This is a genomic window from Corynebacterium renale (genome assembly GCF_002563965.1).
Taxonomy (GTDB): Bacteria; Actinomycetota; Actinomycetes; order Mycobacteriales; family Mycobacteriaceae; genus Corynebacterium; species Corynebacterium renale.
In genome coordinates, this window is sequence record NZ_PDJF01000001.1 from 1,710,845 (window position 1) to 1,735,244 (window position 24,400).

Genomic DNA, 24,400 nt, shown 5'->3' on the forward strand with positions numbered 1-24,400 from the left:
TTAATGGAAAATCGAAGGAGGGCGTGTGGCAGCAACCTTGTGGGCTGTGTCGGATGTGCACGCCGCTGCACAGCCGAACTGGGAGCGGGTTAAAAATTTACGTCCTGAGAACCCGGAGGACTGGTTAATCGTCGCGGGTGATGTTGCCGAGCGCACCGATGTGGTCTTGAAGGTGTTGGGGAGGTTGGCTCGTCGTTACGCGCAAGTTATTTGGGTGCCTGGAAATCACGAGTTGTTTTCGCGCAGCAGCGACGAGCGTAAGGGGCGCGATAAGTATTATGAGCTTGTCGACGGCTGCCGTCAGCTGGGTGTCATAACTCCTGAAGACCCATACCCAGTGTTCGGAGATACGACGATTGTCCCCCTTTTTACGTTGTACGACTATAGTTTTCGCGTCGCGGGTCTCACGGTTGAAGAGGCGGTCGCGCAAGCACGGGCGAAGCACGTGGTGATGAATGACGAGTTCGCAATTGCACCGTTCGTGGACATTCGCGCATGGTGTTGGGAGCGCCTAACGTATTCCATTCGGCGGTTATCCAAGGTGACGGGGCCGACGATATTGGTGAACCATTGGCCACTTGTTCAGGAGCCTACGATGGCGCTGCGTTTTTCCGAACTCGCATTGTGGTGCGGTACGCGGCATACGCGAACCTGGCCGGTGCGGTACCGGGCGCGGGCAGTTATCTACGGGCACTTGCACATGCCACGTACGATTGAGGTTGACGGGGTCGAACACATCGAGGTTTCCCTGGGGTATCCGCGTGAGTGGCGCCGGCGGGAAGTAGAGCCAGCCCGACAAGCGCAACCGTGGCCATATCCCGTTATGCGGCTAGGAGAGGATTGATATGCTACCCAAGCGCCTTTTCCCCGAGTCCTCCGCGTATTGCTATGTTCGCACCCTCAAAGATGCCAAGCACGATCAGCTCAATCTGGAAAACTATGATGGCCTCCACCCGTTGGAACGCACTCTCGTTGCGCATTCAGTGGATGCCCGCAAAGCTGAGTTTGGTGACGCACGCTGGTGCGCCCACCAGGCCTTGGCGGAATTAGGATACAGCGAAGAAACCCCAATCTTGCGTGGTACACGGGGCATGCCGCTGTGGCCGGACGGTTTCGCTGGGTCTATGACGCACACGAATGGACTTCGTGCAGCTGTGGTCGTGCCTACGAGCCATATCCGGTCGATCGGTTTGGACGCTGAGCCCGACCAGGAACTTCCTGAAGAAATCATAGATATCGTGGCACGCCCTGGCGAACAACGTCAGTTCGAGCAATTGCGTCAACATGGGATTGCTCATCCCGACCGGCTCCTCTTCTGCTCAAAAGAGGCTCTCTATAAGGCCTGGTTCCCAATTACGGAACGCTGGTTGGATTTCCATCAGGCAGAAATTGATATCCGCGCAGATGGCACGCTTGTTGCTTATTTGTTGGTGCGCCCGACACCGGTGCCATTGGTCGTCGGAAGGTGGGCAAGCGTGGAAGGCTATCTGATCGTGACTGCAACCATCGAGCGGGTATCTTCCTACCGGTATCTCAACGTATAGCGCTGAGCGCCGAACGTGAAAGCCCTTATCACAGCGTCGACGGGCGTGCCACGAAGATCGTCGATAAGCGCTTGGAGTTTTCCTTTACCAGTGCGATAGCCCTGCCGTCCGGTGCGATAGCCGCGTGGATCCCGGAAATGCCCTTGGGATCTAGCCACTTGCCCATACTCAAAGCCTCCGCTTCCGAGGCAGTAATTGGCAGTGTGGGGTAGAAGCGGGGCAGGGCTTGATCCATGGTCAAGCTCAACCGCGGTGATTCTTCCAATTCCTTCAGACTGAGCGCGTCGTTGATAGTGATTGGTCCCAGGGCTGTGCGGCGCAGTGCAGTCAGGTGGCCGCCGCAGCCCAACCGTGCGCCGATATCTCGGGCCAGCGCCCGAATATAGGTACCGGAGGAGCAATCGACTTCGACATCCACGTCCAAAAACTCGCCATCCCGGCGACTGGTCAATATCTCGAAACGGCTGACGTTTACAGGTCGAGCAGGAATCTCGAAGTCTTCACCGTCGCGGGCGCGCTGGTACGCTCGCTTCCCATCGATCTTGATCGCTGAGACCTGCGTTGGGCGCTGCATGATATCTCCAGTGAAATCGGGCAGTATCGCGCGCACATCATCTTCTGTCAGGTTTGCCGCGCCAGCCGAATGCAGGACGGTACCTTCAGCATCGTCAGTATCTGTCGCTGCCCCCAGCCGCATCGTCGCAGCATAGCTCTTTGTCTCTGCTACGAGATGGGCTAAGAACTTGGTCCCGCGATTCACGCCGAGGACCAAAACACCGGTGGCCATCGGATCAAGAGTCCCTGCATGTCCCACCTTTTTGGTGCCCATAATGCGACGAATCCTGCCCACTACGTCGTGAGAAGTCATGCCCTGAGGCTTATCGACGACAACGAGACCCGAAGATGCGAGAGAATCAGACATGGCCACCATCCTAACCGGCGCCGAACCTGTGAAAACAAAAGGCAAACAAAAACTAGTACTGTGGACACGTGATGATGTGGCAAGGACAAATCGCTGTACCGTCGGATTTTCCGGGGTGCGTGGCAACAATCGGTGTATTTGACGGCGTGCACCGCGGACATCAAACGCTTATCTCTGCGGCCGTAGCAGAGGCTCATGAACGTGGAATTCCTTCGGTGCTGGTTACTTTCGACCCACACCCGATTGCAGTGTTCTTGCCAGAGAAAACTCCACCGCAACTTACAACGGTGTCGGAACGCGCTGAATACGCCAAAACCCTAGGTATTGACCACGTACTGGTCATCAACTTCACCAACGAGTTGGCGGGGCTTTCCCCGGAAATGTACTTCCGCTCCCTACTTTTGGACACGTTGAAAGCTCAAGCAGTGTTCGTGGGTGAGAACTTTACCTTTGGCCAAAATGCGCAAGGAACCACGGAGACGCTGCGGGATTTGGGCGTGAAATACGGTGTTGACGTGAAGGTTATAGACCTGCTGCAAGACTGTCCGCCTATGGATTCCGCTGCATGCATCACTGAAGAGCCTGACGCGGCTCGTTTGTGTTCCTCGATGATTCGGCAATATCTGGAACGAGGCGACGTGCGTGGCGCACAATGGGTTCTCGGTCGGAGGTTTAGTGTGACCTCGAAAATTGTGCACGGTGCTGGCCGCGGGGGAGCAGAATTGGGATACCCGACGGCCAACCTGTACTTCCCAGAATCAATGGCGCTTCCTTCCGACGGAGTGTATGCCGCGTGGTTGACTGTCGTCGATAAGCAGCCTATCGACGGCGACATGGAACCCGGAGTTCCGTACATGGCCGCGGTATCCGTTGGGACGAACCCAACCTTCGGCGCGGACCCGCGTAGCGTCGAATCCTTTGTCCTGGATAAACACGCTGACCTCTATGGGAATTCCGCACGCGTGGAATTCGTGGATAGGGTCCGCGACATGGTCAAGTTCGACTCCGTCGAGCAACTTTTGGAGAACATGGCCCGCGACGTTGAAACAGTGCGAGAAATCTTGAGCAACCACCCCGCGGAAGGCTCTGCTGTTTAAGCAGGCTCCGCGTGACTGCCTCCGGCGTTGTATCGTTGCAGGCACACACCTCATGTAAAGGAGCCCCCATGACCACAACTGACAAGCCACGCCCGAGCAAGATGATTCTCGACGTCGATACTGGCGTTGATGATGCCCTCGCTATCGCATACGCGCTTGGTTCACCCGAAGTCGAACTTATTGGTGTGACAGGAACGTACGGAAATGTCCTGACTGCCGACGGTGTGCGCAACGACCTCGCATTGCTCGAGCTCCTGGGACGCACCGATATCCCAGTTTATGCAGGCAAGCCGCATGCTGTGAAAAAGGATGGATTTGAAGTCCTGGAGATTTCTGCCTTCATTCACGGCAAAAACGGCATCGGTGAGGTCGAGTTGCCGGATGCGAAGCGTCAGCCAGAAGATGGCGACGCAATCGAATTCCTTACCTCCGCCGTCCGCGAACATGGAGATGACCTTGTAATTGTTGCCACCGGTCCGATGACAAATCTGGCCCACGCTATCGAGGCCGATCCTACGTTCGCGGAGCATGCACGGATTGTCATCATGGGTGGTGCCCTCACGGTTCCGGGCAACGTATCGCCCTGGGCAGAAGCTAACATTAACCAGGACCCAGATGCTGCGAATACCTTGTTCCGCACCGCGTCTGATGTCACCATGATTGGTCTTGACGTCACCCTGCAAACCTTGCTGACCTATTCCGATACGCAGAAGTGGCGTGCACTGGGCACCGATGCCGCACACGCTTATGCGGATCTGACGGACTACTACATCAAGGCCTACGAAACTACGGCACCATACCTGGGCGGCTGTGGGCTCCACGATCCTTTGGCGGTTGCGGTCGCAGTTGATCCCAGCTTGGTGACCCTGCTGCCCATCAACCTGAAAGTCGACGTTGAAGGCGAAACGCGCGGACGCACCATTGGGGATGAGGAACGACTCAACGATCCGCACAAGACAGCCCGAGCAGCAGTTGCGGTGGACGTAGACCGATTCCTTGCAGAATTCATGCAGCGCATCGGAAGTGTGCTAAAATAGCACGCGGTTTTGGTAACTGCGGTCCACAGCAGTGCCACCGCGCCGGTCACGGCGATTTTTCATGTGGACTGAAATAATTCAAGGAGAATACTCATGGCTTTGAGCACTGAGAAGAAGAAGTCGATCCTGGCTGAGTACGGCCTGCACGAGACGGACACCGGTTCCCCAGAGGCTCAGGTTGCATTGCTCACCGAGCGTATCAACAACCTGACCGAGCACCTGAAGTTCCACAAGCACGATCACCACTCCCGTCGTGGTCTGCTGCTCATGGTTGGCCGCCGTCGTGGTCTGCTGAAGTACCTGGCAGACACCAACGTCGACCGTTACCGTGATCTGATTTCTCGCCTGGGTCTGCGCCGCTAAGAGCGCTCACCTGCAAAAGGTTTTCCTTTTCCCCAGTACAACCCAGCCCGTGCGGGCTGAGGGCTGTACTGGGGATTTTCTTTTGCTAGTATGAGCCTGTCACTCAAACGATGTGAATCGAAAATGGCGGCACCGACGATCGCCACACTACTAAGGCCTAATTCAGGAGGGCTTTTCTTTTGGCTAAGCAAAACAATGCTCACCACGCAGACCATAAGGTGGAATTCCACCATGACGAAGAATACGGTATTTATGAGGCCGTAGCAGTTCTGGATAACGGGGATTTTGGTACCCGTGAGATCCGTTTCGAAACCGGCCAGTTGGCACGCCAGGCTGGCGGTTCCGTGACCACGTATCTGGACGAAGACACGATGCTGTTGGCAACCACCACGGCATCCAGCCAGCCGCGTGAAAATCTTGACTTCTTCCCGCTGACTGTCGATGTGGAAGAACGTATGTACGCCGCAGGCCGTATACCGGGGTCCTTCTTCCGCCGCGAAGGGCGCCCTTCCACGGATGCCATCTTGGCGTGTCGCCTGATTGACCGTCCGCTGCGTCCTACCTTCGTTAAGGGCCTGCGCAACGAAGTTCAAGTTGTTGTTACTGTCCTCTCCCAGGATCCTGTTGAGTACTACGACGTCGTAGCGATCAACGGCGCGTCCGCTGCAACGCAGCTGTCCGGTGTTCCTGTTTCGGGCCCAGTTGGTGGCGTGCGCATGGCTTTCATCGCAGATGAGGATCATCCAGAAGGTACCTGGGTAGCATTCCCTAACCAGGAACAGCACGAGCAAGCGCTCTTTGACATCGTCGTCGCAGGACGCATCGTCGAGGGCGAGAAGGGCGGCCGTGGTCGCGGACGCGGTCGTGGACATCAGTCGTCTCAGGATGAAGTCGCGATCATGATGGTCGAGGCTGGCGCTGGTGAAAACGTGGTTGCACGCATCGCCGACGGCGCTCCGGCTCCGACTGAAGAGATCGTGGCACAGGGCCTCGAGGCGGCGAAGCCATTTATCGCTGCGCTGTGTAAGGCACAGGCGTTGCTCGCGGAGAATGTGGAAAAGGAAACCCGTGAGTTCCCGCTCTTCCCGGCTTACACCGATGACGTATTCGTCAAGGTGGAAAAGCGTGCTGCGAAGAAGCTGAAGTCGCTGATGACCATCGAAGGCAAGCAGGACCGCGACGACGCAACCAATGAATACATGGTTGAGGTTGAAGAAGCGCTTATCGACGACATCCTGTCTGCAGACGAAGACCTCACCGAGGAAGCTGCTTCCAAGAACATCCGCGCTGCGTACAACGCACTTATGAAGCAAATTGTGCGTGAAATGATTCTCCGTGACCACTTCCGTATCGACGGTCGTGGTGTCAAGGACATCCGCGATTTGGGTGTCGAAGTGGACCTGATTCCGCGCGCTCACGGTTCCGCGCTCTTCGAGCGTGGTGAAACCCAAATCCTGGGTGTTACCACCTTGGACATGCTCAAGATGGAACAGCACATTGATTCCTTGACTCCAGTGAAGTCCAAGCGGTACATCCACCACTACAACTTCCCGCCATACTCCACTGGTGAGACCGGTCGTGTTGGTTCTCCAAAGCGCCGCGAAATTGGTCATGGTGCGTTGGCTGAGCGTGCGCTGTTGCCGGTAATTCCTACGCGCGAGGACTTCCCGTACACGATCCGCCAGGTGTCCGAGGCACTGGGCTCTAACGGATCGACGTCCATGGGCTCTGTGTGTGCTTCCACGCTGTCGTTGTTGAATGCCGGTGTGCCCCTGAAGGATCCGGTAGCTGGCATCGCCATGGGCTTGGTCTCTGGTGAGGTTGACGGTAAGAAGGAATACGTTGCGCTTACCGACATCTTGGGTGCGGAAGACGCGTTTGGCGATATGGACTTCAAGGTCGCCGGCACTAGTGGCTTCATTACCGCTCTGCAGCTGGACACCAAGCTCGATGGTATCCCGTCGAAGGTTCTGGCTGATGCCCTGCAGCAGGCTCGTGATGCTCGCCTGTACATCCTGGATACGATGGCAGAGATCATTGACGGCCCAGACGAGATGAGCCCGTTTGCTCCGAAGATCACTAGCCTGTCCATCCCGGTAAACAAGATCGGTGAACTGATCGGCCCGAAGGGTAAGACGATTAACTCGATTACTGAGGAAACCGGAGCCGAGATTTCCATCGAGGATGACGGAACTGTATTCGTTTCTGCTGCAACTGGTGAAGGCGCAGACGCGGCGATTGAAAAGATCAACGCCATTGCTAATCCACAGCTGCCGAAGGTGGGGGAGCGTTACCTGGGCACAGTCGTGAAGACCGTTGCTTTTGGCGCATTCGTCTCTTTGACCCCGGGCCGTGACGGCTTGGTACACATTTCTAAGCTCGGCGGCGGTAAGCGCGTTGAGAAGACTGAAGATGTGGTCAATGTTGGCGATACCATCTTGGTGGAAATCGCAGACATCGATAACCGTGGCAAGATTTCCCTGGTTCCTGTTCAAGAGGATGAGGACTAATCCAGCCGATGTATCCTTAGTGGATGACGTCACGCAGTAGATCTGTATAGCCACCGCCTGAAATGTTCAGGTGGTGGCTATATGCATTTCCAGGACAGCCGTGGCCCGCTCGCCGTGTTGCATGCCTACAATGGGTTGCGTTCGTAAAAATTGAAGGAGAGTGCAGATGGCAATCAAAGTAGCTGTAATGGGTGCTAAAGGCCGGGTAGGCGCAACAATGGTTGAAGGCGTAAAAGCAACTGACGATCTTGAACTCGTAGCAGCCCTCGACCACGACGACGATAAGCAAGAATTGGTCAACTCTGGCGCTGAGGTGGTTATTGATTTCACTATCCCAGCTGCTGTCATGGATAACCTGGAATTTTACATCTCGCACGGCATCCATGCGGTGGTAGGAACAACCGGTTTCACAGCAGAGCGTCTTGATACGGTACGCGCTTGGTGCGAAGACAATCCTGAGGTGGGAGTGCTTATTGCACCAAACTTCGCGATCTCTGCCGTGTTGACGATGCACTTTGCTCGCCAGGCTGCGAAGTACTTCGAATCCGCTGAAGTCATCGAATTCCATCACCCCAACAAGCTTGATGCACCTTCAGGTACTGCTGTTCACACTGCGGAGGGTATTGCTGCCGCTCGTCGAGAAGCCGGCATGGACCCCGCTCCCGATGCAACGGAACAGTCCCTCGACGGGGCGCGGGGAGCGTTTGTTGAAGGTATTCCTGTTCATGCCGTCCGCATGCAGGGGATGAATGCCCACGAAGAGGTTATTTTCGGGACCCAAGGTCAAACCCTGACTATCAAGCAGGATTCCTACGACCGTACTTCCTTCGTACCTGGGGTGCTACTGGGGGTTCGTAACGTTTCCGAGAACCTCGGTCTCACTGTAGGTTTGGACTCCTACCTGGGGCTATAACGAGATGGCGCGGGTAGAAAAGCTCTCGGTTGAACTCATCGGCTGGACACACGTTGCCATCCCACCGCATACGGCGTGGCAGCCGAAAGGAACGACCACCATGGAAACAATGGTGGAATTTGCCGGCCGCGTGGCGCATAGAGCAGTGGAGAACCCGGAAGCAGTACCCGCGCACATGCGCTCGCAGGAATCCTTCGTCCGCACAGTCCTGGAAATGCGACGTACCGAACTCCTTGAGCATGCGAGTGCAACCATGTGGATACGCGGTTTAAGCTGGGCTGCCTCCCATACGCTATTAAAAAATCGCGCGTTTTCAATCACACAGCCATCGCTGACCGAGACAGAGCAACAGGCAACAGTCCCGGAGACTGTGCTTCACGACGATCACCTGGATTCACTTGTCCTCGGGGCAGCTGACGACGCCGCTTTCGCAGCGCACGAACTTACCGGTGCCTTGAACCATAATCGCAGCGCCGATACCAACCCCGTCCTGCATAATATTCGAGCTCAACAAGCATCACGGCTGGTTCAGCCACAAGGAATGGCAACACAAATCGTGATGACGGGAACACTACACGCGTGGCGCGAGTTCTGCGCCGATGCCGAAGCGTCCTACAACGACAAGGAAATAGTTGCGTTGGCCGAAAAGGTCAGTGACCTCCTACACGAACATGCACCACACGTTTTTCCGAACGTCAAAGATGAACCGCATATTTTTGAATAAGTAGGCTGTACCGCGCCACCTCAGCCCCGTTGTTACCTTTTTGGCTCAAAGCGGGTAACCTCAAGAGTCATGAGTACAGGTTTGACAGCGAAGATCGGGTCCGACATTTTCGGCACAGTTGCAGTAGCAATGGTCACCCCGTTTGATAAGAACGGTGACCTTGATGTAGCAGCTGGCCGAAAGCTTGCCGCGCACCTGGTTGATAACGGCTGCGACGCACTAATCCTCGCTGGAACTACCGGCGAGTCTCCCACGACCTCCGTGGAAGAAAAGCTGCGCCTGCTCTCAGAAGTGAAAGACGAAGTAGGGGACCGTGCGAAACTCATCGCCGGTGCCGGGACGAATAACACTCGAAGCAGCGTCGAATTGGCTAAAGCATCCGCTGATGCGGGCGCAGACGGACTGCTCGTGGTGACCCCTTACTACTCGAAGCCATCACAACGTGGCGTCGTTGAACACTTCACCGCTGTTGCACATGCAACGGATGTACCTATTTGCCTCTACGACATCCCTGGCCGCTCCGGTATAGAACTAGCACCAGAAACTATTAAAACTTTGGCGCAGTTACCCACGGTAAAGGCTGTGAAAGATGCAAAAGGAAACATCACCCAAGCAACTCAGCTGATGGATGAAACTGGCTTGGCGTGGTATTCGGGTGACGATCCGCTGAATCTCCCATGGCTCTCTTTAGGGGCAAGCGGCTTCATTTCAGTCATCGGTCACCTGGCACCTCGTCAGCTTCGTGAGTTGTATAACCGATTTAATGAAGGCGATCTCGTCGGCGCACGAGAAATCAATGCTCAACTCAACCCCCTGGTCCGCGCTCAGGCGCGCCTTGGTGGCGTCACGCTTGCGAAGGCAGGCCTGCGTCTCCAAGGCATAGAGGTTGGAGAGCCACGACTTCCGGTCGTAGCACCAACTGCAGATCAGATTGAGGAGCTTCGCCGCGATATGGAGAAAGCAGAAGTTCTATAGCTATGACAGAATCCCGTAACCGTTCCCGGAAGGTCACCCGCAAGTCAGGGTCACCGGAAGCCCGGGACGCAGCTCCGGTATTCCAAGCACCGGACGCTAACACCACGGAGTCTGCCGACACCCGCGCTGCACACAATGCAGACGCGGGTGATTCGCGTAATCATTCCGGGGAAAAGCACACTGAAAAATCTGAGAAGTCCGAGAAACAGAATAATTCTCAGCGGGGACGCCGTGGTGGCGACTCCAACAACGAGAGTGGCCGCTCCCGCTCACGCGGTGGACGTTCCCGCGGTGGCCGAGGCTCCCGTGGAAACGGTGGCAATGGTGGTAACCATGGCAATCGCCGTAACCCAGTGAAGTCCATGCAGGGCGCAGACCTGACCAAGCGACTGCCTGCACCACCTAAGGCACCGAAGAACGGCCTGCGTATCTACGCACTCGGCGGTATCTCCGAAATCGGTCGTAACATGACCGTTTTCGAGTACAACGGTCGCCTCCTCCTCGTAGACTGTGGCGTGCTCTTCCCATCCTCGGGCGAACCAGGCGTGGACTTGATCCTCCCCGACTTCGGTCCGATTGAGAAGAAACTGCACCTCGTTGATGCACTCGTGATCACACACGGACACGAAGACCACATCGGTGCCATCCCGTGGCTGCTGAAGCTGCGCAAGGATATCCCAATCCTTGCCTCACGCTTCACCGCGGCGCTCATCCAAGCTAAGTGCCAGGAACACCGGCAGCGTCCGAACCTCATTGAAGTCAACGAAAATTCCGAGGAAAACCGCGGCCCATTCAACGTTCGGTTCTGGAATGTAAACCACTCCATCCCTGATTGCCTCGGCATCGTGATTAAGACCGGTGCAGGCCAAGTGGTCATGACCGGTGATATCAAGATGGACCAGACCCCTATCGGTGGCAAGCCCACTGATTTGCCTGCACTGTCCCGTTACGGCGACGAAGGCGTGGACCTGATGCTTGTGGACTCTACGAATGCCACGACTCCAGGCTTCTCGCCGTCGGAAGCCGAAATCGGTCCTACGCTTAAGCGCCTTGTCAAGGATGCCAAGCAACGCGTCATTTTGGCGTCCTTCGCATCGAATGTGTACCGCGTGCAGGCTGCTGTGGATGCGGCGGTGGAAGCGGGTCGAAAGGTTGCTTTCACTGGCCGTTCCATGATTCGCAATATGGAAATTGCGGAGAAGATGGGTTACCTGAAGGCTCCCCGTGGAACCATTGTCACCATGGACGAGGCTTCCAAGATGGCGGGCCACAAGGTCCTTCTCATCACTACCGGAACTCAGGGCGAGCCGATGGCTGCGCTGTCACGCATGGCGCGTCGTGAGCATCGTCAGATTACGGTGCGGCAAGGTGACCTAATCATCCTTTCTTCGTCTCTCGTTCCGGGTAATGAAGAAGCTGTATTCGGTGTCATCAACATGCTCGCGCAGATTGGTGCGACTGTAGTCACTGGTAAGGATGCTCGCGTCCACACTTCAGGCCATGGTTACGCTGGCGAGTTGCTATTCCTGTACAACTGCGCCCGGCCGAAGAACGTCATGCCTGTTCACGGCGAGTGGCGCCACCTCCGTGCGAACAAGGAACTAGCTATTTCTACTGGCGTGCGTCGCGACCACACGGTGTTGGCACAAAATGGTGTTGTGGTTGACCTTGTCAACGGCCGTGCAAAGGTCGTAGGCCAACTCCCAGTCGGACACCTGTACGTCGATGGCACCACGATGGGCGAGGTCGATAGTGATGTTCTTGCAGACCGAACCTCGCTGTCTGAAGGTGGTCTCATCAACATCACCGCGGTTATCGACAACCGGACCTCGCGTCTGCTTGAGACTCCGACGGTGGAAACCCGCGGTTACTCGGACAACGATAAGGACATGGTCCCGCAAGTACGCGAGCTCGTGGAAAAGGTCATGAATGATCTCGCAGCCGAAGGGGAAAATGACCCATACCGTATGGTTCAGCAGCTGCGACGCAAGGTCTCACGCTTTGTCGAGCAGAAGTGGCGTCGTGAGCCAATGATTCTGCCGACGGTCGTTCCGATGACCGGAGACATTGATCACAACGATGATTCCGATGTCCAGAACTCACGAGAGTCCCAATAACATGCACTAGAACTCCTAAGTTCTGGAGATAAAGCCCAGGTAGCTTCTTCCGAGAAGCTTCTTGGGCTTTCCGCGTATAGTGGCAACAATGTCTTTTGCAGCTGCAGAACGTCGCCGTCTAGCCCAGATACTCCATGAAGTTGGCCCTGACCAACCCACACTATGTGAAGGATGGCTTACCCGTGATTTAGCGGCGCACCTATGGGTGCGGGAGCGGCGGATGGACGCTATTGCCGGGATGTTTCTGCCGTTCTTGGAGGCGCACCTCCAATCCACGATGGATGGGGTGAAAGATCGCGATTACGACGAAGTTGTCGAAGAATGGGCATCTGGCCCGCCAACTTTATCGCCGTTTAAGCTCATTGATGCCCAAGCTAACGCGGCCGAGCACTTTATCCACCTGGAAGACGTGCGCCGGGGGAGGGCAGCGCACGGCGGGGAAGTGCCGCCGCCACGTGATTTCAGTGAGCACAGCAATGAAAAGCTATTTTCTGCCGCCACTATGTTCGCGAAGATGACTTTGCGGGGATCGCAAACCCCTATTATCTTGCTACCCGATGGAGCACGTCCAGTCACTATCCGTGGAGGCCAAGGTGTCGCACATAAAGGGGACCAGGTAGTGCGTGTGGCAGGTCAAGCAGGAGAGATTTTGTTGTGGGCCGCAGGCCGGAGTGCATGCCACGTCACTGTTAGTGGCGATGTGGATTCCCTGAAGCGGTCAGGCATATAGGCTTGACTGCCTGTTGTTATTGTTTGTCGGGTGAAGTGGTGTGGCGAATGTGAAACTTGGTACTTTCAGTACTAAGGTTTAGCGCATGACTGTGTCTCCATCCAGCTCTCGGCGGAAGCGAAAATCCTCCAGGGATAACACGAGCAACTCCTCGCGGCCTGCGGGTCGCCGAGGAGTAATTTCGTCTGATTTTGCGGCAGGTGGGTCTCGCTACACAGACGAGTATCCGCCCACCGCGGCGTTCCGTGCAGCCGGAACTAGCGACGAACGGACAGGTTCTGCGGTTCGGCAAGTGAGCCAAGGGGTGGCATCTGCGTTCTCGTCTGTTGCTTCAGGTTTTGGAGGGCTGACGCGAAAAATTGCGGGGCGCGGAAACGGCGAAGAATATGATGGCGTCGATTTTGAAGACGCATACTTCGACGAAGAAGACACCGGGTCTTCACAAACAAGAAAGAAAAGGTTTGGCTTGTTCGGATCTCGCCGGAAACAAACAACTGAGTCAGGGACGCTTTCCGCAACTGACGAAGACACGAGGGTTGTGGAAGACCAGGACTTCGATAGTCATGATGAGGAGTCAATAGTTGACCAAATCTGGGAAAAATTAGATGAGCATTCCGACGCGATTGGTTTGACACTTATCGGTCTGGCCGCTGTTTTAGGCGCGTCGGTATGGCTCGACATCGCAGGCCCAGTTGGCGAATTCATCGCGATGATTACGCATTCGATCATCGGCGCTGGTGCGTTCGTCCTTCCTATTGCGCTGGTGGCATCCGCCATCGCGTTGATGCTGCAACGAGGTGAGCGCGTTCACGGTGCGGCTGGTCAAGCCGTGGGCGTGACTATCATCGTCGTTGCAATGCTCGGCCTCATCCACGTTTTTGCTGGCAACCCGAGCTCATGGGAGGAGCGAAGGGTAGCTGGTGGAGCTATCGGTGCCTATACCGGCGGAGTCTTAGCCGCAGGACTACAAGGCGTAGCAATCCCGATTCTTATCCTCTTTATCATCTACGGAGCACTCAAGACTGCGGGCGTGACAGTGCGCCAAACCTACGACGCATTCATGAGCTGGTTCCGACAACTCCGCGGCGACGCTACAGATGAAGATGACACAGACATTGATGACGATCCGTACTCCCATGTCGACGCCCAGCTCGAAGGCAGGAAGGTTCCACGACCTAGCGCGCGTGTGCGGGTGGCTCCGCCTACCAACCCGCGTCGCCGCCCAGCGCCGCGACCAGTAGACGACGGGCGTGCGGCGACAGTGGGACGTCGACAAGCAGCTGAAGCAGGTCGCGTGACTTTCAGCAGCCAGGAATCCGACGAAGACGCACAAAACCACACCCTGTTCGACATGGCGCCGGCAGAAAAATTAGAGAAGTCGGCCCGACAAGTCACTCCACAGGATGCGCCACAAGCACACGACGTCGAAGAGACCGGGGAAATCCCTGTCGTCCCCGAAGATGACGCGGTGCCCGTGCAGCAGGTGGAGCCAGTCCGTGAGCAGGCCTCACGTCCGGCGCCTACGGCCCCCGTTGCACGTCCCGTGCCAACACCCCCAGTTGAAAATTCGACTGCGGTCATCCCATCTGAACCCGTTCCTGCTGAGGTGGCTGCAGATCAGCAAGCGTCGGCGCGCATCATTGAACCGATGGATTACGATCTGCCGTCGACGGAACTTCTGGTCGCAGGTGAACCACCGAAGACGCGCTCGGAAGCCAACGACCGCATTATTGAAGCGATTACCGAAGTCTTCGCAGAATTCAAGGTCGACGCCGCCGTCACGGGCTTCTCGCGCGGTCCAACAGTGACGCGTTACGAAGTTGAGCTTGGCCCGGGTGTGAAGGTTTCAAAGATTACCAATCTTCAGTCCAACTTGGCGTACGCCGTCGCCACCGACAATGTCCGCCTACTTACCCCGATTCCCGGCAAATCCGCTGTGGGTATTGAGGTCCCTAATGCGGATCGCGAAATGGTCCGCCTTGCGGACGTTCTCGAAGCGCCTGAGGTCATGGCGGACAAGGATCCGATGCTCATCGGTTTGGGCAAGGACATTGAAGGTGACTTCGTCGCTGCGTCCGTCCAAAAGATGCCCCACCTTTTGGTGGCTGGTTCGACTGGCTCCGGTAAGTCCGCATTCGTGAACTCGATGTTGATTAGCTTGCTTACGCGCGCTACCCCAGAAGAAGTTCGCCTTATTTTGGTCGATCCCAAGATGGTTGAACTTACCCCATACGAGGGCATCCCTCATCTGATTACGCCTATCATTACGCAGCCGAAGAAAGCATCAGCGGCCCTCCAGTGGTTGGTCGAGGAGATGGAACAGCGCTACATGGACATGAAGTCCGCCCGCGTTCGTCACATCAAGGATTACAACCGAAAGATCCGGACCGGGGAATTCCAGACGCCATTGGGCTCCCAGCGTGAATACCGCCCGTACCCGTTCATCGTGTGTGTGGTCGATGAGTTGGCGGACTTGATGATGACAGCTCCGAAGGAAATTGAAGATTCCATCGTGCGCATCACTCAGAAGGCTCGTGCAGCAGGCATTCACTTGGTGCTTGCGACGCAGCGCCCATCTGTGGACGTCGTGACCGGCCTTATCAAGACCAACGTACCGTCGCGTCTGGCGTTTGCGACATCCTCGCTCACGGATTCGCGCGTGATCCTCGACCAAGGCGGCGCGGAGAAGTTGATTGGCATGGGCGACGCTCTGTTCATTCCGCAGGGGGCTGGCAAACCACAGCGACTGCAAGGTGCATTCGTCACCGATGAGGAAATCCAGCGAGTTGTTGATGCTGCTAAGGCTCAGGCGCAGCCTGATTACACCGAAGGTGTGACGGAGGAAAAGGCGCCGGTGAAGAAGCAGATTGACGACGACATCGGCAAGGACATGGACGACCTCCTCGAAGCTGTCGAGTTGGTTGTGACATCGCAGCTTGGGTCCACGTCGATGCTCCAGCGTAAGTTGCGCATCGGTTTTGCTAAAGCGGGTCGCCTTATGGACCTGATGGAAAGCCGCGACATCGTGGGGCCGTCCGAAGGTTCTAAAGCCCGCGAAGTTTTGGTCAAACCTGAGGAGCTGGAGACAACACTGTGGCTCATCAAGGGTGCCGACCCAGCTGAAGCACCCAAGGAAGTCCAGGAAACCGGTGATACGCCTCAAAGCGATTCCGCTGAACCTGACTCCCCTGAGGTGGTCCAAGCAACGTATAACCCAACCTCCGGAGCCTTCTAGAGCAATGGAAACCGAAAGGCAGGTCGTCGCAAAGCATTAATGCGGCGACCTGCCTGCGTATATGCGTCGGGGCGAGCAAATTAGTATATAGTGGCACCCCATGGAGGGGAGTACCCTATAAACGGCATTGATCGTCAACACGGAAGTTAAACGCTTCCCGGTCGTGCCGGCCTGGACAGCAGGCGGGGGAGACCTCCGGTCAGTATTCATTCCGTAGACCGGAGGTCTTTGCATATGAGTGTGCCTTTGTGGGTCTGGATTATCACCATCGTGGTAATTCTTGGATTCTTCGTTTTTGATTTCTATTCGCACGTGCGCACCCCACACGAGCCGACGATGAAAGAATCGGCGACGTGGTCCGTGGTGTACATCGCACTTGCGGTGATTTTCGGCGTCTTTGTCTGGATTGTTTGGGATCACCAGCACGGCATCGAGTACTTTACTGGTTACATCCTGGAGAAATCGTTGTCCGTCGACAACCTCTTCGTGTTCGCGCTTATTATGGCGGCTTTTCAAATACCCAGAAAATATCAGCAGAAAGTTCTGCTCATTGGTATTGCGCTGGCGCTTGGTTTCCGCCTGATCTTTATCCTCCTGGGTGCGTCGATTATTAATGCATGGTCGGATGTCTTCTACCTGTTTGCGATCTTCCTCATCTTTACAGCAGTGAAGATGCTTGTCGACGAAGTCAAGGATGCCCCACCAAAAGATCCCAAGGACATGGTGGCGGTGAAGCTGGTTAGCAAGGTCATCCCGGTTACCGATCACTACGAAAGTGATCACCTGATTACCCACAAGAAGGGTAAAAAGCACTTCACCCCATTAATGATTGCGCTGGTGTCTATCGGTGTGGTCGACGTGATGTTCGCCCTGGATTCGATTCCTGCGATTTACGGCGTGACCCAGGAGGCCTACCTCGTATTCACCACGAATGCGTTCTCTTTGCTGGGGCTGCGTCAGCTGTACTTCCTGTTGGATGGCCTGCTGGATCGCCTGGTCTATCTGTCCTACGGCCTTTCTCTCATCCTCGGTTTCATCGGCGTGAAACTGCTTCTGCACGCTCTTCACAACAACAACCTGCCGTTTATTAACGGCGGTGATGATGTTTCCGTCCCAGAGATTCCAACGCTTATCTCGCTTGGTGTAATCGTCGCCATCCTGACGGTCACAGTGATAGCTTCGCTGATTAAATCAGCTAGGGATAGGCGAGGGACTAAGACAATTAAGGAATCGGAACCCGCCTAAAATTTCCGAGGCTCTGCCCCGCGAGACCCCTTCATCGTCATATATTAAGGTGGTTGCGCGGGGCTAAATTTTTAGGCAGTGTGACGGCAAAAAAATTATGAAGGTACAGTTGCCAGTGTGAGTGCTCAGGATATGAATCAGACGAAACCCCAAGCGGGTGGTGCACACGACGCACCGCAGCAGGTCTCAAATTGGAACTTGCCGAATATTCTCACTAGCCTGCGCATCATATTTATTCCACTGTTCGCTTGGTTGGTTTTGCGGGGCGATAATCAGCATCTCCCATGGATGTGGGCGGCTTTCGGCGTATTTGTGGCGCTCATGATTACCGACAAGCTCGACGGCGACATCGCTCGTGCCCGTGGTCTGGTGACTAATTTTGGCAAGATCGCCGATCCGATTGCTGACAAAGCGCTCACCATCACAGCGATGGTATGCCTGAATGCGATCGGCGCTATGTCTGTGTGGATTACTGTGCTCATTGTCATTCGGGAGCTTGGTATCACGCTCTGGCGCATGGTTGCTTTGCGACGTGGCGTTGTTGTCCCTGCAAGCCGCGGCGGAAAAATAAAAACCGCGCTTCAAGCGCTCGGCCTAGGGATGTACCTGTGCCCGCTTCCTTCGTGGCTGGATATCCCAACGGACATCGTGATGTGGATTGCCGTGGTGGTTACGGTAGTTACCGGTATCCAGTACCTCGTGGATGCGCGAAAGGTGAATAATTAATGCCTGGCCAGGGCATGGGATCCAACGGGAACGACCGAGTTCGATCTAATGATTTAACATCTACCGCCCAAGAGCTTGTCGCAGCACTGTCTGAGCGGCACGAGACGGTTGCCACCTGTGAATCACTCACCGCTGGACTCGCTGGCGCGACGATAGCTTCTATCCCGGGTGCTTCTGCTGTTTTTCGTGGTGGCCTTATAACGTACGCTACCGCGTTGAAGAACTCACTGGCAGGCGTTCCGCGCCACGTCTTGGACTCTGAGGGTCCAGTCTCCGCCGTCACCGCCCGCTATATGGCATCTGGTGCGCGCGAGAAGTGTGCATCCACGTGGGCGCTTAGTTTCACTGGAGTTGCCGGGCCGGCGGGCCAAGATGGGCATCCTGTCGGCGAAGTCTGGGTTGGTATTTCTGGTCCAGGGGACACTAGGTCATACACTGCAGCATCCGTACTGGGAGTGGGGGAGCGTCTCAGGGGCGGTCGGGAAGATATCCGGAATGCTGCGGTCCTTGCAGGCCTTACTGTACTTCTCAATAGCCTGTAAGCCCTTAACGCTAAAGAAGCCTGAGCTTTCGTACAGCTCCGGCTTCTTTGCAAGATAGGATTCTATCCGTTGACCATAGCAAGTGGTCGCTCAATCTTTTGTGCGGAAATCTCGCGCGGTGCAGTAGGTGAATTGAGTTCTGCAGACACGTTCACGTTTGCCAGAGCCATCGTGGACGCGGCTTCGATGAGAACATCCGCGACACTCGCATCGAGCGCTGAACAAATCGAGGCCAACAGCTCCGAAGATACCTCTTTGCGGCCACGTTCGAGTTCTGAAATGTATCCTGGCGAGACGTTTGCGGCCTTGGCCAATTGACGTAAAGTTGTGTGCTTTTCTGCACGGAAGGACCGGAGTGCTTCGCCTAAAGCTTCCCGCAACAATGGTTCGGGGAAGCGGACCGCGCCCATAACCTCGGCGGAGGTGCCGTGCGGGCGTGCATAAAGAGAAGTTTGAGTAGCCATCATTCTGTATAACGGTTAGTGCACAGAATTTGTTCCCATCAGAGCCAAAGAAATTTTTGGCAGCTCAGTGGAGTTACACAAACCATGTGCCACGGGTTCGTCACTGTAGAATAAGGCGCGGTACTCTGGAACAAAATCGATTTATACGTATTCAAGGAGTGGTTTTCACCATGGCTAATCCGTTCAAGAAGCTCTGGAACTACCTCATGGCTCTGTTCGATAACAAGATCGAAGAAAATGCTGACCCTAAGGTTCAGATCCAGCAGGCCATGGAGCAAGCTCAGCGACAACATCGCGAGCTTTCACAGCAAGCTGCTGCTGTTATCGGCAATCAGCGGCAGCTCGAAATGCAGTTGAACCGAAAGCTCACTGACATTGAGAAACTGCAGGCCAACACTCGCCAGGCTCTCAAGCTTGCGGACAAGGCCCGCTCTGAAGGTGATGAGCAGAAGGCCCTGGAATATGAAAACGCAGCAGAGGCTTTTGCGGTGCAGCTTGTTTCGGCTGAAGAATCTGTGGAGGATACGAAGACTCTGCACGATCAGGCATTGCGTCAAGCAGAGCAAGCTAAGCAGGCAGTAGAACGTAACGCTGCGAAGCTCCAAGAACAGGTTGCAGAACGTTCTAAGCTCCTTAGCCAGCTTGAGCAGGCGAAGATGCAGGAGAAGGTTGCAGAATCAGTAAACTCGATGAATTCGCTGGCCAACAATGCTTCGCCGAATTTGGATCAGGTGCGCGACAAGATTGAGCGTCGTTACGCTAATGCTCTTGGGCAGGCGGAACTGGCTGAGAATTCAGTTGAAGCTCGTATGAACGAGGTCAAGCATTCTTCGGTGCGAATGGCTGGTCACTCCCGTCTAGAAGAAATTCGTGCAGAGATGAACGGTAATACTCCTGCGGTAGAAAACCAGAAGCAGCAGGCGCTCGGCGAAGGCCAGTCCTCCCAGCCCCAGGTTTCGCATGACGCAGTCCAGCAGCGTATGCGGGAACTACGTGGCGAGTAATTAACTACTCTGCCCCTCGAGCCCAGAGAGCCTCACTGAGGTCCTGGGCTTTTTTGATGGAACGAATAAGAACGGGGCTAAAAACAGCACGTATGCTCCACCCTGCACCACGGGCAGCGCGAGCTTCCATGACGTCGTGAATAATTTTAAATTCTAGCGGGATAACCCGGATGGTAAGCATCAAAGCAAGCGACACGTTGCCGACTGGAACGCCCAGTTTGCCCAGCGGGGCGACTGCCTTTTCAATGGCTGACACAAGCTGGGGGATTGTGGTAGTCAACGTGACCAAGCATGCTGCCATTACAGATAAGGCCAGTCCGACAGTTACAGACAAGGAGTACTGCCAACTGTTCTGCCACCACTGAAACGCCCCAAGCAGGATCAGAATGGGCAGTAGTGGCCGGAATTGGTTCCACGCAACGTTAACCGGAACGTGCGCCAGCGCATAGCCAGCAGACAGTAAACATGCAGCAACGAGCAAAACCCACCAAGAGGTGTTGAACCACGTGACGACGACGATGAAAACCACGAGGGACAACAGTTTCAACCCTGGCCCGACATTGTGAATCGGACTCGGACCGGGAACATAGTGTCCTAAAGGAAGACCCGCAGGATTCACTGAACGTATCCTTCATCCTCGAGACGGTCAGTTTCGTGCATCTTCGACACGTACTGTGCGATGACTTCTTCAGGGGAGCCGTCTTCGATGACACGTCCTTCGTCAACCCATAGAACGCGGTCGAATCCAGACAGGAACTCAAGATCGTGCGTGACCACAATTAATTGTTGTGGGAGCTGCATGAAACGCTTTTTGAGCGCTAGGCGATTGCGCAGGTCGAGAAGGGTCGTCGGCTCGTCTGCGATAATGATATCTGGATGCGCAACGAGGACAGCAGATAGCGCTAAAAGTTGCTTCTGCCCGCCAGAGAGAGTGTGGGGAGAATCGTCTGCGTGCCCCTCCAGACCGACGTGTTGTAGAGCTTCAAGGACGCGGGCATCCTTTTCGATGGAGCTTAATTTCTGTTTTTTCAGCGAGAATGCCACGTCGTCGTATACCCGTGGCATGATGATTTGGTTTTCCGCGTCGGAAAACACGAAACCCACCTTCGCGCGCGCTTTCTTGGGATGGCTGACCACGTTGATGTCGTCGAGAAGCACCTCACCCTGGGTGGGGGAGACAAGGCCATTAAATAAACGAACCAACGTGGATTTACCGGAGCCATTCGCCCCAATTATCCCGATGCGGTGTTCGCTTAACTTAAGGGTGATTGATTTTAGTATTGTGCGCTCGGGAACGGTGAGAGATACGTCGCGAAGTGTGAGGGTGGGCATAATGTCCTGGGTGAGAGGGAATTGAAGGGTTTAGGCGCGTGCAGCTGGTTGGCGCAAAGCTGGGAAAGCTGCGTGAACTGCCAAAGCTACGATAATCATAACGACCAGCTTGCCACTATCGGGAAGGATAAACGGTAGCTGGGCGGCGGCAGCAGCGCCCACGTTCATGTCTGCTCGGAACATCAGGCCGATTGCCCCTAGGACGTACTGAAACAGCAGGCCGGCAAAAGCAGCGACGATGACGATGATGACGCGCTGAACGGCTTTATCTCGACCCTGAGGGGCAGTGTATGCGATGGCGCCCGCAACTACCGCTGACACAAAGTATCCGACAAGGTAGCCGATTGAAGGGCCAGCTAAAGCTGCTAGGACAGTGCGTCCGCCAGCCAATACTGGGAGGACGAGGCCGAGGGCGAAGAAGATTACGATTGTCCAGAAACCGCGACGCGGTCCTAACACGAGACCAGCACCAATAATGGCCGCGTTCTGCAAAACGATGGGGATGCCCGCGGATCCGACGGGGATAACAAGGAAGCCCAATGCAATAATCAGGGCAGCGAATACGGCGCAATATGCTAGGTCAGTCAGGCGACGGCGAGATTGATCTTGAACATTGTTCGGTGAAGTGTTTGACATGAAAAACACGCTACATTGAACAATGTTCAACCTCCAAAATGGGGGTACATGGTGGTCTCCGTTAGCTCTGCCGGAGAAAGGGTAGTATCGCGACTATGCGTCTAGCGGAATTTTTTCAATTAATCGAAGATGAGTTTGGCACGGTTAAAGCGGACTTTGTTTATCACTCACATTTTTTAGCCGGGCTAGGCGGAACCGCGGAGCAGCTTATCGACGATGGCGTAGACCCTAATCGCGTATGGGGTCAATTGTGCGATGACTTTGAGGTTCCGGCCGACCGCCGGTTGGGTCGCGACGAGTAGTTGGGCCGATTGCCCTCGAACACGTGTTTGTGTATGGTGGCTGTCAGTGCTTGGCGTGTCTGCCCGTTCCGTTAGTGTGTGGCAGAAGTACGGAGGGAACCTGCACGACCGTGCAGGCGTCTAATAGATTAACCGCGTAACGTAAATAAAGTTGGCTGCTGTAGGCAGCGATGAAAGGAAATTATGGCTACGAAGAAGAAAACCACGAAGGCTGCTGGTGACGATCGCCAGAAGGCTCTTGACGCAGCGCTTTCGATGATCGAGAAGGACTTCGGCAAGGGAGCCGTTATGCGGCTTGGCGATGAAAACCGCCCGCCCGTCCGCGCAATTTCTTCCGGCAATACGGCCATCGATGTGGCTCTCGGAATCGGCGGATTTCCAAAGGGGCGCATCGTGGAAATCTACGGTCCAGAATCTTCCGGTAAAACTACTGTGGCTCTGCATGCCATTGCTTCTGCCCAAAAAGAGGGTGGCATCGCAGCGTTCATCGATGCTGAGCACGCACTTGACCCAGATTACGCTGGCAAACTTGGCGTGGATACGGACGCGCTCCTGGTTTCCCAGCCGGATAACGGTGAGCAGGCTCTAGAAATTGCAGACATGCTTGTTCGTTCCGGTGCAATCGACATCATCGTCATTGACTCCGTCGCCGCTTTGACTCCGAAGGCAGAAATTGAAGGCGAAATGGGTGACAGCCACGTCGGTCTCCAAGCTCGCCTTATGAGTCAGGCGCTTCGCAAGATGACCGGTGCGCTGTACAACTCTGGCACCACCGCAATCTTTATTAACCAGCTGCGTGAGAAGATTGGTGTGATGTTCGGGTCGCCGGAAACCACCACGGGTGGCAAGGCTTTGAAATTCTACTCTTCCGTACGCTGCGACGTCCGCCGTATCCAAACACTTAAGGATGGACAAGATGCGGTAGGTAACCGCACTCGTCTCAAGGTCGTGAAGAATAAGGTTTCCCCACCATTCAAGATTGCTGAGTTCGACATCATCTATGGCGAAGGAATCTCCCGTGAATCGTCGATTATCGATATGGGTGTAGAAAACGGCATTGTGAAGAAAGCCGGTTCGTGGTTTACCTATAACGGTGACCAGCTGGGGCAGGGTAAGGAACGTTCCCGCCTCAACCTGAAGGACAACCCAGCGTTGGCCGATGAAATCGAGCAGAAGATTCTGCAGAAGCTTGGTGTTGGTGAGTACGCAAACCAGGATGATGCTCTGAGCGATGAGCCAGTCGACATGGTCCCAAACGTGGATTTTGATGATGAAGACGACCTTGAAGCAAGCGAGAACGCGAAGGCCTAGTGCCCTGACCGTATATGGATTCCTCCAAGAAGCAAGCGCTCGATCAGCTTCGTGAAGAACTGGCTAATTACGACCCCGAGAAGGGGACAGGCTTGTTCGACCACGAAGCTGAAGCTGAAAAGACGACAGTACGTGAGCGAGCATTGACAATCCTCGATTATCGCGCCCGGTCAACTCATGAACTACGCTCGCTTCTCAAAGAACGCCTCGAAGACTCCGATCCTGACGTCATCGAGGAAGTGCTCGCGGACCTCACCGATTCCCGACTCTTAGACGACGAGACCTTTGCCCGTGAATGGGTCCGGCAGCGCCTAGAGCGTCGAGGGAAATCGACCCGCATATTGGATAAAGAACTCCGTGAGAAGGGCGTTGCCGCCGATATCCGAGCAGCGGTACTAGCGGAAGTTGACCCGCAAAAAGAAGAAGACGTCGCCCGGCAACTGGCTTACAAAAAAGCCCGCAGTGTTAAAACAGTCCCAGAAGACCGCAAAGCCTATGACAAAGAACTCCGCAAAGTTGTGGGAGTACTTGCGCGGAGGGGATTCCCCGCAGGTTCAAGTATGAGCATTGCGCGAGAATACTTAGACGCACGTATACAAGAACTCACCGAATAAACTCGCCGCCCTCCCAGAAAACGATCTGGGAGGGCGGTTGGGCACATTCGGGGTTAC

The 24,400-nt window shown here is 55.3% G+C and carries 24 protein-coding genes; 19 read left to right on the forward strand and 5 right to left on the reverse strand.

Features of this window, described 5'->3' with window-relative positions; translation table 11 throughout:
• Positions 1 to 25 precede the first annotated feature (25 nt).
• A complete protein-coding gene (locus ATK06_RS07995) occupies positions 26 to 844 on the forward strand; it encodes a metallophosphoesterase family protein (protein ID WP_048379239.1) in 819 nt (272 codons plus the stop codon).
• A gap of 1 nt (position 845) precedes the next feature.
• The gene (locus tag ATK06_RS08000) at positions 846 to 1,544 is read left to right on the forward strand and encodes a 4'-phosphopantetheinyl transferase family protein (RefSeq protein WP_098389154.1); all 699 of its coding nucleotides are present in this window, start codon (positions 846 to 848) and stop codon (positions 1,542 to 1,544) included.
• Positions 1,545 to 1,572: 28 nt separating this feature from the next.
• On the opposite strand, the gene truB is transcribed toward ATK06_RS08000, so the two are convergent.
• On the reverse strand, positions 1,573 to 2,466 hold the full coding sequence (gene truB / locus ATK06_RS08005) for a tRNA pseudouridine(55) synthase TruB (protein ID WP_048379235.1): 894 nt from the start codon (positions 2,464 to 2,466) through the stop codon (positions 1,573 to 1,575).
• A 71-nt stretch (positions 2,467 to 2,537) separates the two neighbouring features.
• Here truB and ATK06_RS08010 point away from each other — a divergent pair, with 71 nt between their 5' ends.
• From ATK06_RS08010 to ATK06_RS08070, 13 genes are all read left to right on the forward strand, one after another.
• Complete coding sequence (locus ATK06_RS08010; RefSeq protein ID WP_098389155.1) at positions 2,538 to 3,563, forward strand: bifunctional riboflavin kinase/FAD synthetase; 1,026 nt, start codon at positions 2,538 to 2,540, stop codon at positions 3,561 to 3,563.
• 68 nt (positions 3,564 to 3,631) lie between these two features.
• Positions 3,632 to 4,600 (forward strand): nucleoside hydrolase, encoded by a 969-nt coding sequence (locus tag ATK06_RS08015; protein ID WP_048379233.1) that lies wholly within the window; start codon positions 3,632 to 3,634, stop codon positions 4,598 to 4,600.
• A 93-nt stretch (positions 4,601 to 4,693) separates the two neighbouring features.
• Positions 4,694 to 4,963 (forward strand): 30S ribosomal protein S15, encoded by a 270-nt coding sequence (gene rpsO / locus ATK06_RS08020; RefSeq protein WP_048379231.1) that lies wholly within the window; start codon positions 4,694 to 4,696, stop codon positions 4,961 to 4,963.
• 179 nt (positions 4,964 to 5,142) lie between these two features.
• Positions 5,143 to 7,473: a polyribonucleotide nucleotidyltransferase gene (locus ATK06_RS08025; RefSeq protein ID WP_098389156.1), complete on the forward strand. Its 2,331-nt coding sequence runs from the start codon at positions 5,143 to 5,145 to the stop codon at positions 7,471 to 7,473.
• A gap of 166 nt (positions 7,474 to 7,639) precedes the next feature.
• Positions 7,640 to 8,386 carry a 4-hydroxy-tetrahydrodipicolinate reductase gene (gene dapB / locus ATK06_RS08030; protein WP_048379227.1) on the forward strand — a complete coding sequence of 249 codons (747 nt, stop codon included), beginning with the start codon at positions 7,640 to 7,642 and terminating at the stop codon, positions 8,384 to 8,386.
• 100 nt (positions 8,387 to 8,486) lie between these two features.
• Positions 8,487 to 9,110: an FAD-dependent thymidylate synthase gene (locus tag ATK06_RS08035; protein ID WP_169916281.1), complete on the forward strand. Its 624-nt coding sequence runs from the start codon at positions 8,487 to 8,489 to the stop codon at positions 9,108 to 9,110.
• A gap of 69 nt (positions 9,111 to 9,179) precedes the next feature.
• Entirely contained in the window at positions 9,180 to 10,085 is a 906-nt protein-coding gene (gene dapA, locus ATK06_RS08040) for a 4-hydroxy-tetrahydrodipicolinate synthase (protein ID WP_048379224.1), read from the forward strand.
• Between the two features lie 2 nt (positions 10,086 to 10,087).
• Complete coding sequence (locus ATK06_RS08045) at positions 10,088 to 12,202, forward strand: ribonuclease J (protein WP_098389157.1); 2,115 nt, start codon at positions 10,088 to 10,090, stop codon at positions 12,200 to 12,202.
• Positions 12,203 to 12,290: 88 nt separating this feature from the next.
• Positions 12,291 to 12,932 (forward strand): TIGR03085 family metal-binding protein, encoded by a 642-nt coding sequence (locus ATK06_RS08050; RefSeq protein ID WP_098389158.1) that lies wholly within the window; start codon positions 12,291 to 12,293, stop codon positions 12,930 to 12,932.
• A gap of 85 nt (positions 12,933 to 13,017) precedes the next feature.
• The gene (locus ATK06_RS08055; RefSeq protein WP_098389159.1) at positions 13,018 to 16,167 is read left to right on the forward strand and encodes an FtsK/SpoIIIE family DNA translocase; all 3,150 of its coding nucleotides are present in this window, start codon (positions 13,018 to 13,020) and stop codon (positions 16,165 to 16,167) included.
• Between the two features lie 234 nt (positions 16,168 to 16,401).
• Entirely contained in the window at positions 16,402 to 17,412 is a 1,011-nt protein-coding gene (locus ATK06_RS08060; RefSeq protein ID WP_048379214.1) for a TerC family protein, read from the forward strand.
• 132 nt (positions 17,413 to 17,544) lie between these two features.
• Positions 17,545 to 18,138: a CDP-diacylglycerol--glycerol-3-phosphate 3-phosphatidyltransferase gene (gene pgsA, locus ATK06_RS08065; RefSeq protein ID WP_098389160.1), complete on the forward strand. Its 594-nt coding sequence runs from the start codon at positions 17,545 to 17,547 to the stop codon at positions 18,136 to 18,138.
• Positions 18,138 to 18,680: a CinA family protein gene (locus tag ATK06_RS08070; protein WP_231913512.1), complete on the forward strand. Its 543-nt coding sequence runs from the start codon at positions 18,138 to 18,140 to the stop codon at positions 18,678 to 18,680. The genes pgsA and ATK06_RS08070 overlap by 1 nt, the downstream gene beginning before the upstream one ends.
• A 62-nt stretch (positions 18,681 to 18,742) precedes the next feature.
• Here the strand turns inward: ATK06_RS08070 and ATK06_RS08075 are convergent, their stop codons facing one another.
• A complete protein-coding gene (locus ATK06_RS08075; RefSeq protein WP_083985893.1) occupies positions 18,743 to 19,144 on the reverse strand; it encodes a helix-turn-helix domain-containing protein in 402 nt (133 codons plus the stop codon).
• A 170-nt stretch (positions 19,145 to 19,314) separates the two neighbouring features.
• Here ATK06_RS08075 and ATK06_RS08080 point away from each other — a divergent pair, with 170 nt between their 5' ends.
• Positions 19,315 to 20,148: a PspA/IM30 family protein gene (locus ATK06_RS08080; RefSeq protein WP_048379210.1), complete on the forward strand. Its 834-nt coding sequence runs from the start codon at positions 19,315 to 19,317 to the stop codon at positions 20,146 to 20,148.
• Positions 20,149 to 20,152: 4 nt separating this feature from the next.
• On the opposite strand, the gene ATK06_RS08085 is transcribed toward ATK06_RS08080, so the two are convergent.
• The 3 genes from ATK06_RS08085 to ATK06_RS08095 are packed head-to-tail and all read right to left on the reverse strand — an operon-like array spanning position 20,153 to position 22,116.
• Positions 20,153 to 20,767 (reverse strand): energy-coupling factor transporter transmembrane component T family protein, encoded by a 615-nt coding sequence (locus ATK06_RS08085; protein ID WP_053072610.1) that lies wholly within the window; start codon positions 20,765 to 20,767, stop codon positions 20,153 to 20,155.
• Positions 20,764 to 21,480, reverse strand: a complete 717-nt coding sequence (locus tag ATK06_RS08090) for an energy-coupling factor ABC transporter ATP-binding protein (protein ID WP_048379206.1) — start codon at positions 21,478 to 21,480, stop codon at positions 20,764 to 20,766. The genes ATK06_RS08085 and ATK06_RS08090 overlap by 4 nt, the downstream gene beginning before the upstream one ends.
• 30 nt (positions 21,481 to 21,510) lie before the next feature.
• Positions 21,511 to 22,116, reverse strand: coding sequence for a biotin transporter BioY (locus ATK06_RS08095; RefSeq protein WP_048379204.1), 606 nt, complete (start codon positions 22,114 to 22,116; stop codon positions 21,511 to 21,513).
• 95 nt (positions 22,117 to 22,211) lie between these two features.
• On the opposite strand from ATK06_RS08095, the gene ATK06_RS08100 reads away from it, so the two are divergent.
• The 3 genes from ATK06_RS08100 (at position 22,212) to ATK06_RS08110 (ending at position 24,343) form a co-directional block, all read left to right on the forward strand.
• The gene (locus tag ATK06_RS08100; protein WP_048379202.1) at positions 22,212 to 22,418 is read left to right on the forward strand and encodes a DUF3046 domain-containing protein; all 207 of its coding nucleotides are present in this window, start codon (positions 22,212 to 22,214) and stop codon (positions 22,416 to 22,418) included.
• Between the two features lie 183 nt (positions 22,419 to 22,601).
• Positions 22,602 to 23,729, forward strand: a complete 1,128-nt coding sequence (gene recA / locus ATK06_RS08105; protein ID WP_048379200.1) for a recombinase RecA — start codon at positions 22,602 to 22,604, stop codon at positions 23,727 to 23,729.
• Between the two features lie 14 nt (positions 23,730 to 23,743).
• Positions 23,744 to 24,343, forward strand: a complete 600-nt coding sequence (locus tag ATK06_RS08110; RefSeq protein ID WP_048379198.1) for a regulatory protein RecX — start codon at positions 23,744 to 23,746, stop codon at positions 24,341 to 24,343.
• Positions 24,344 to 24,400: the final 57 nt, after the last annotated feature.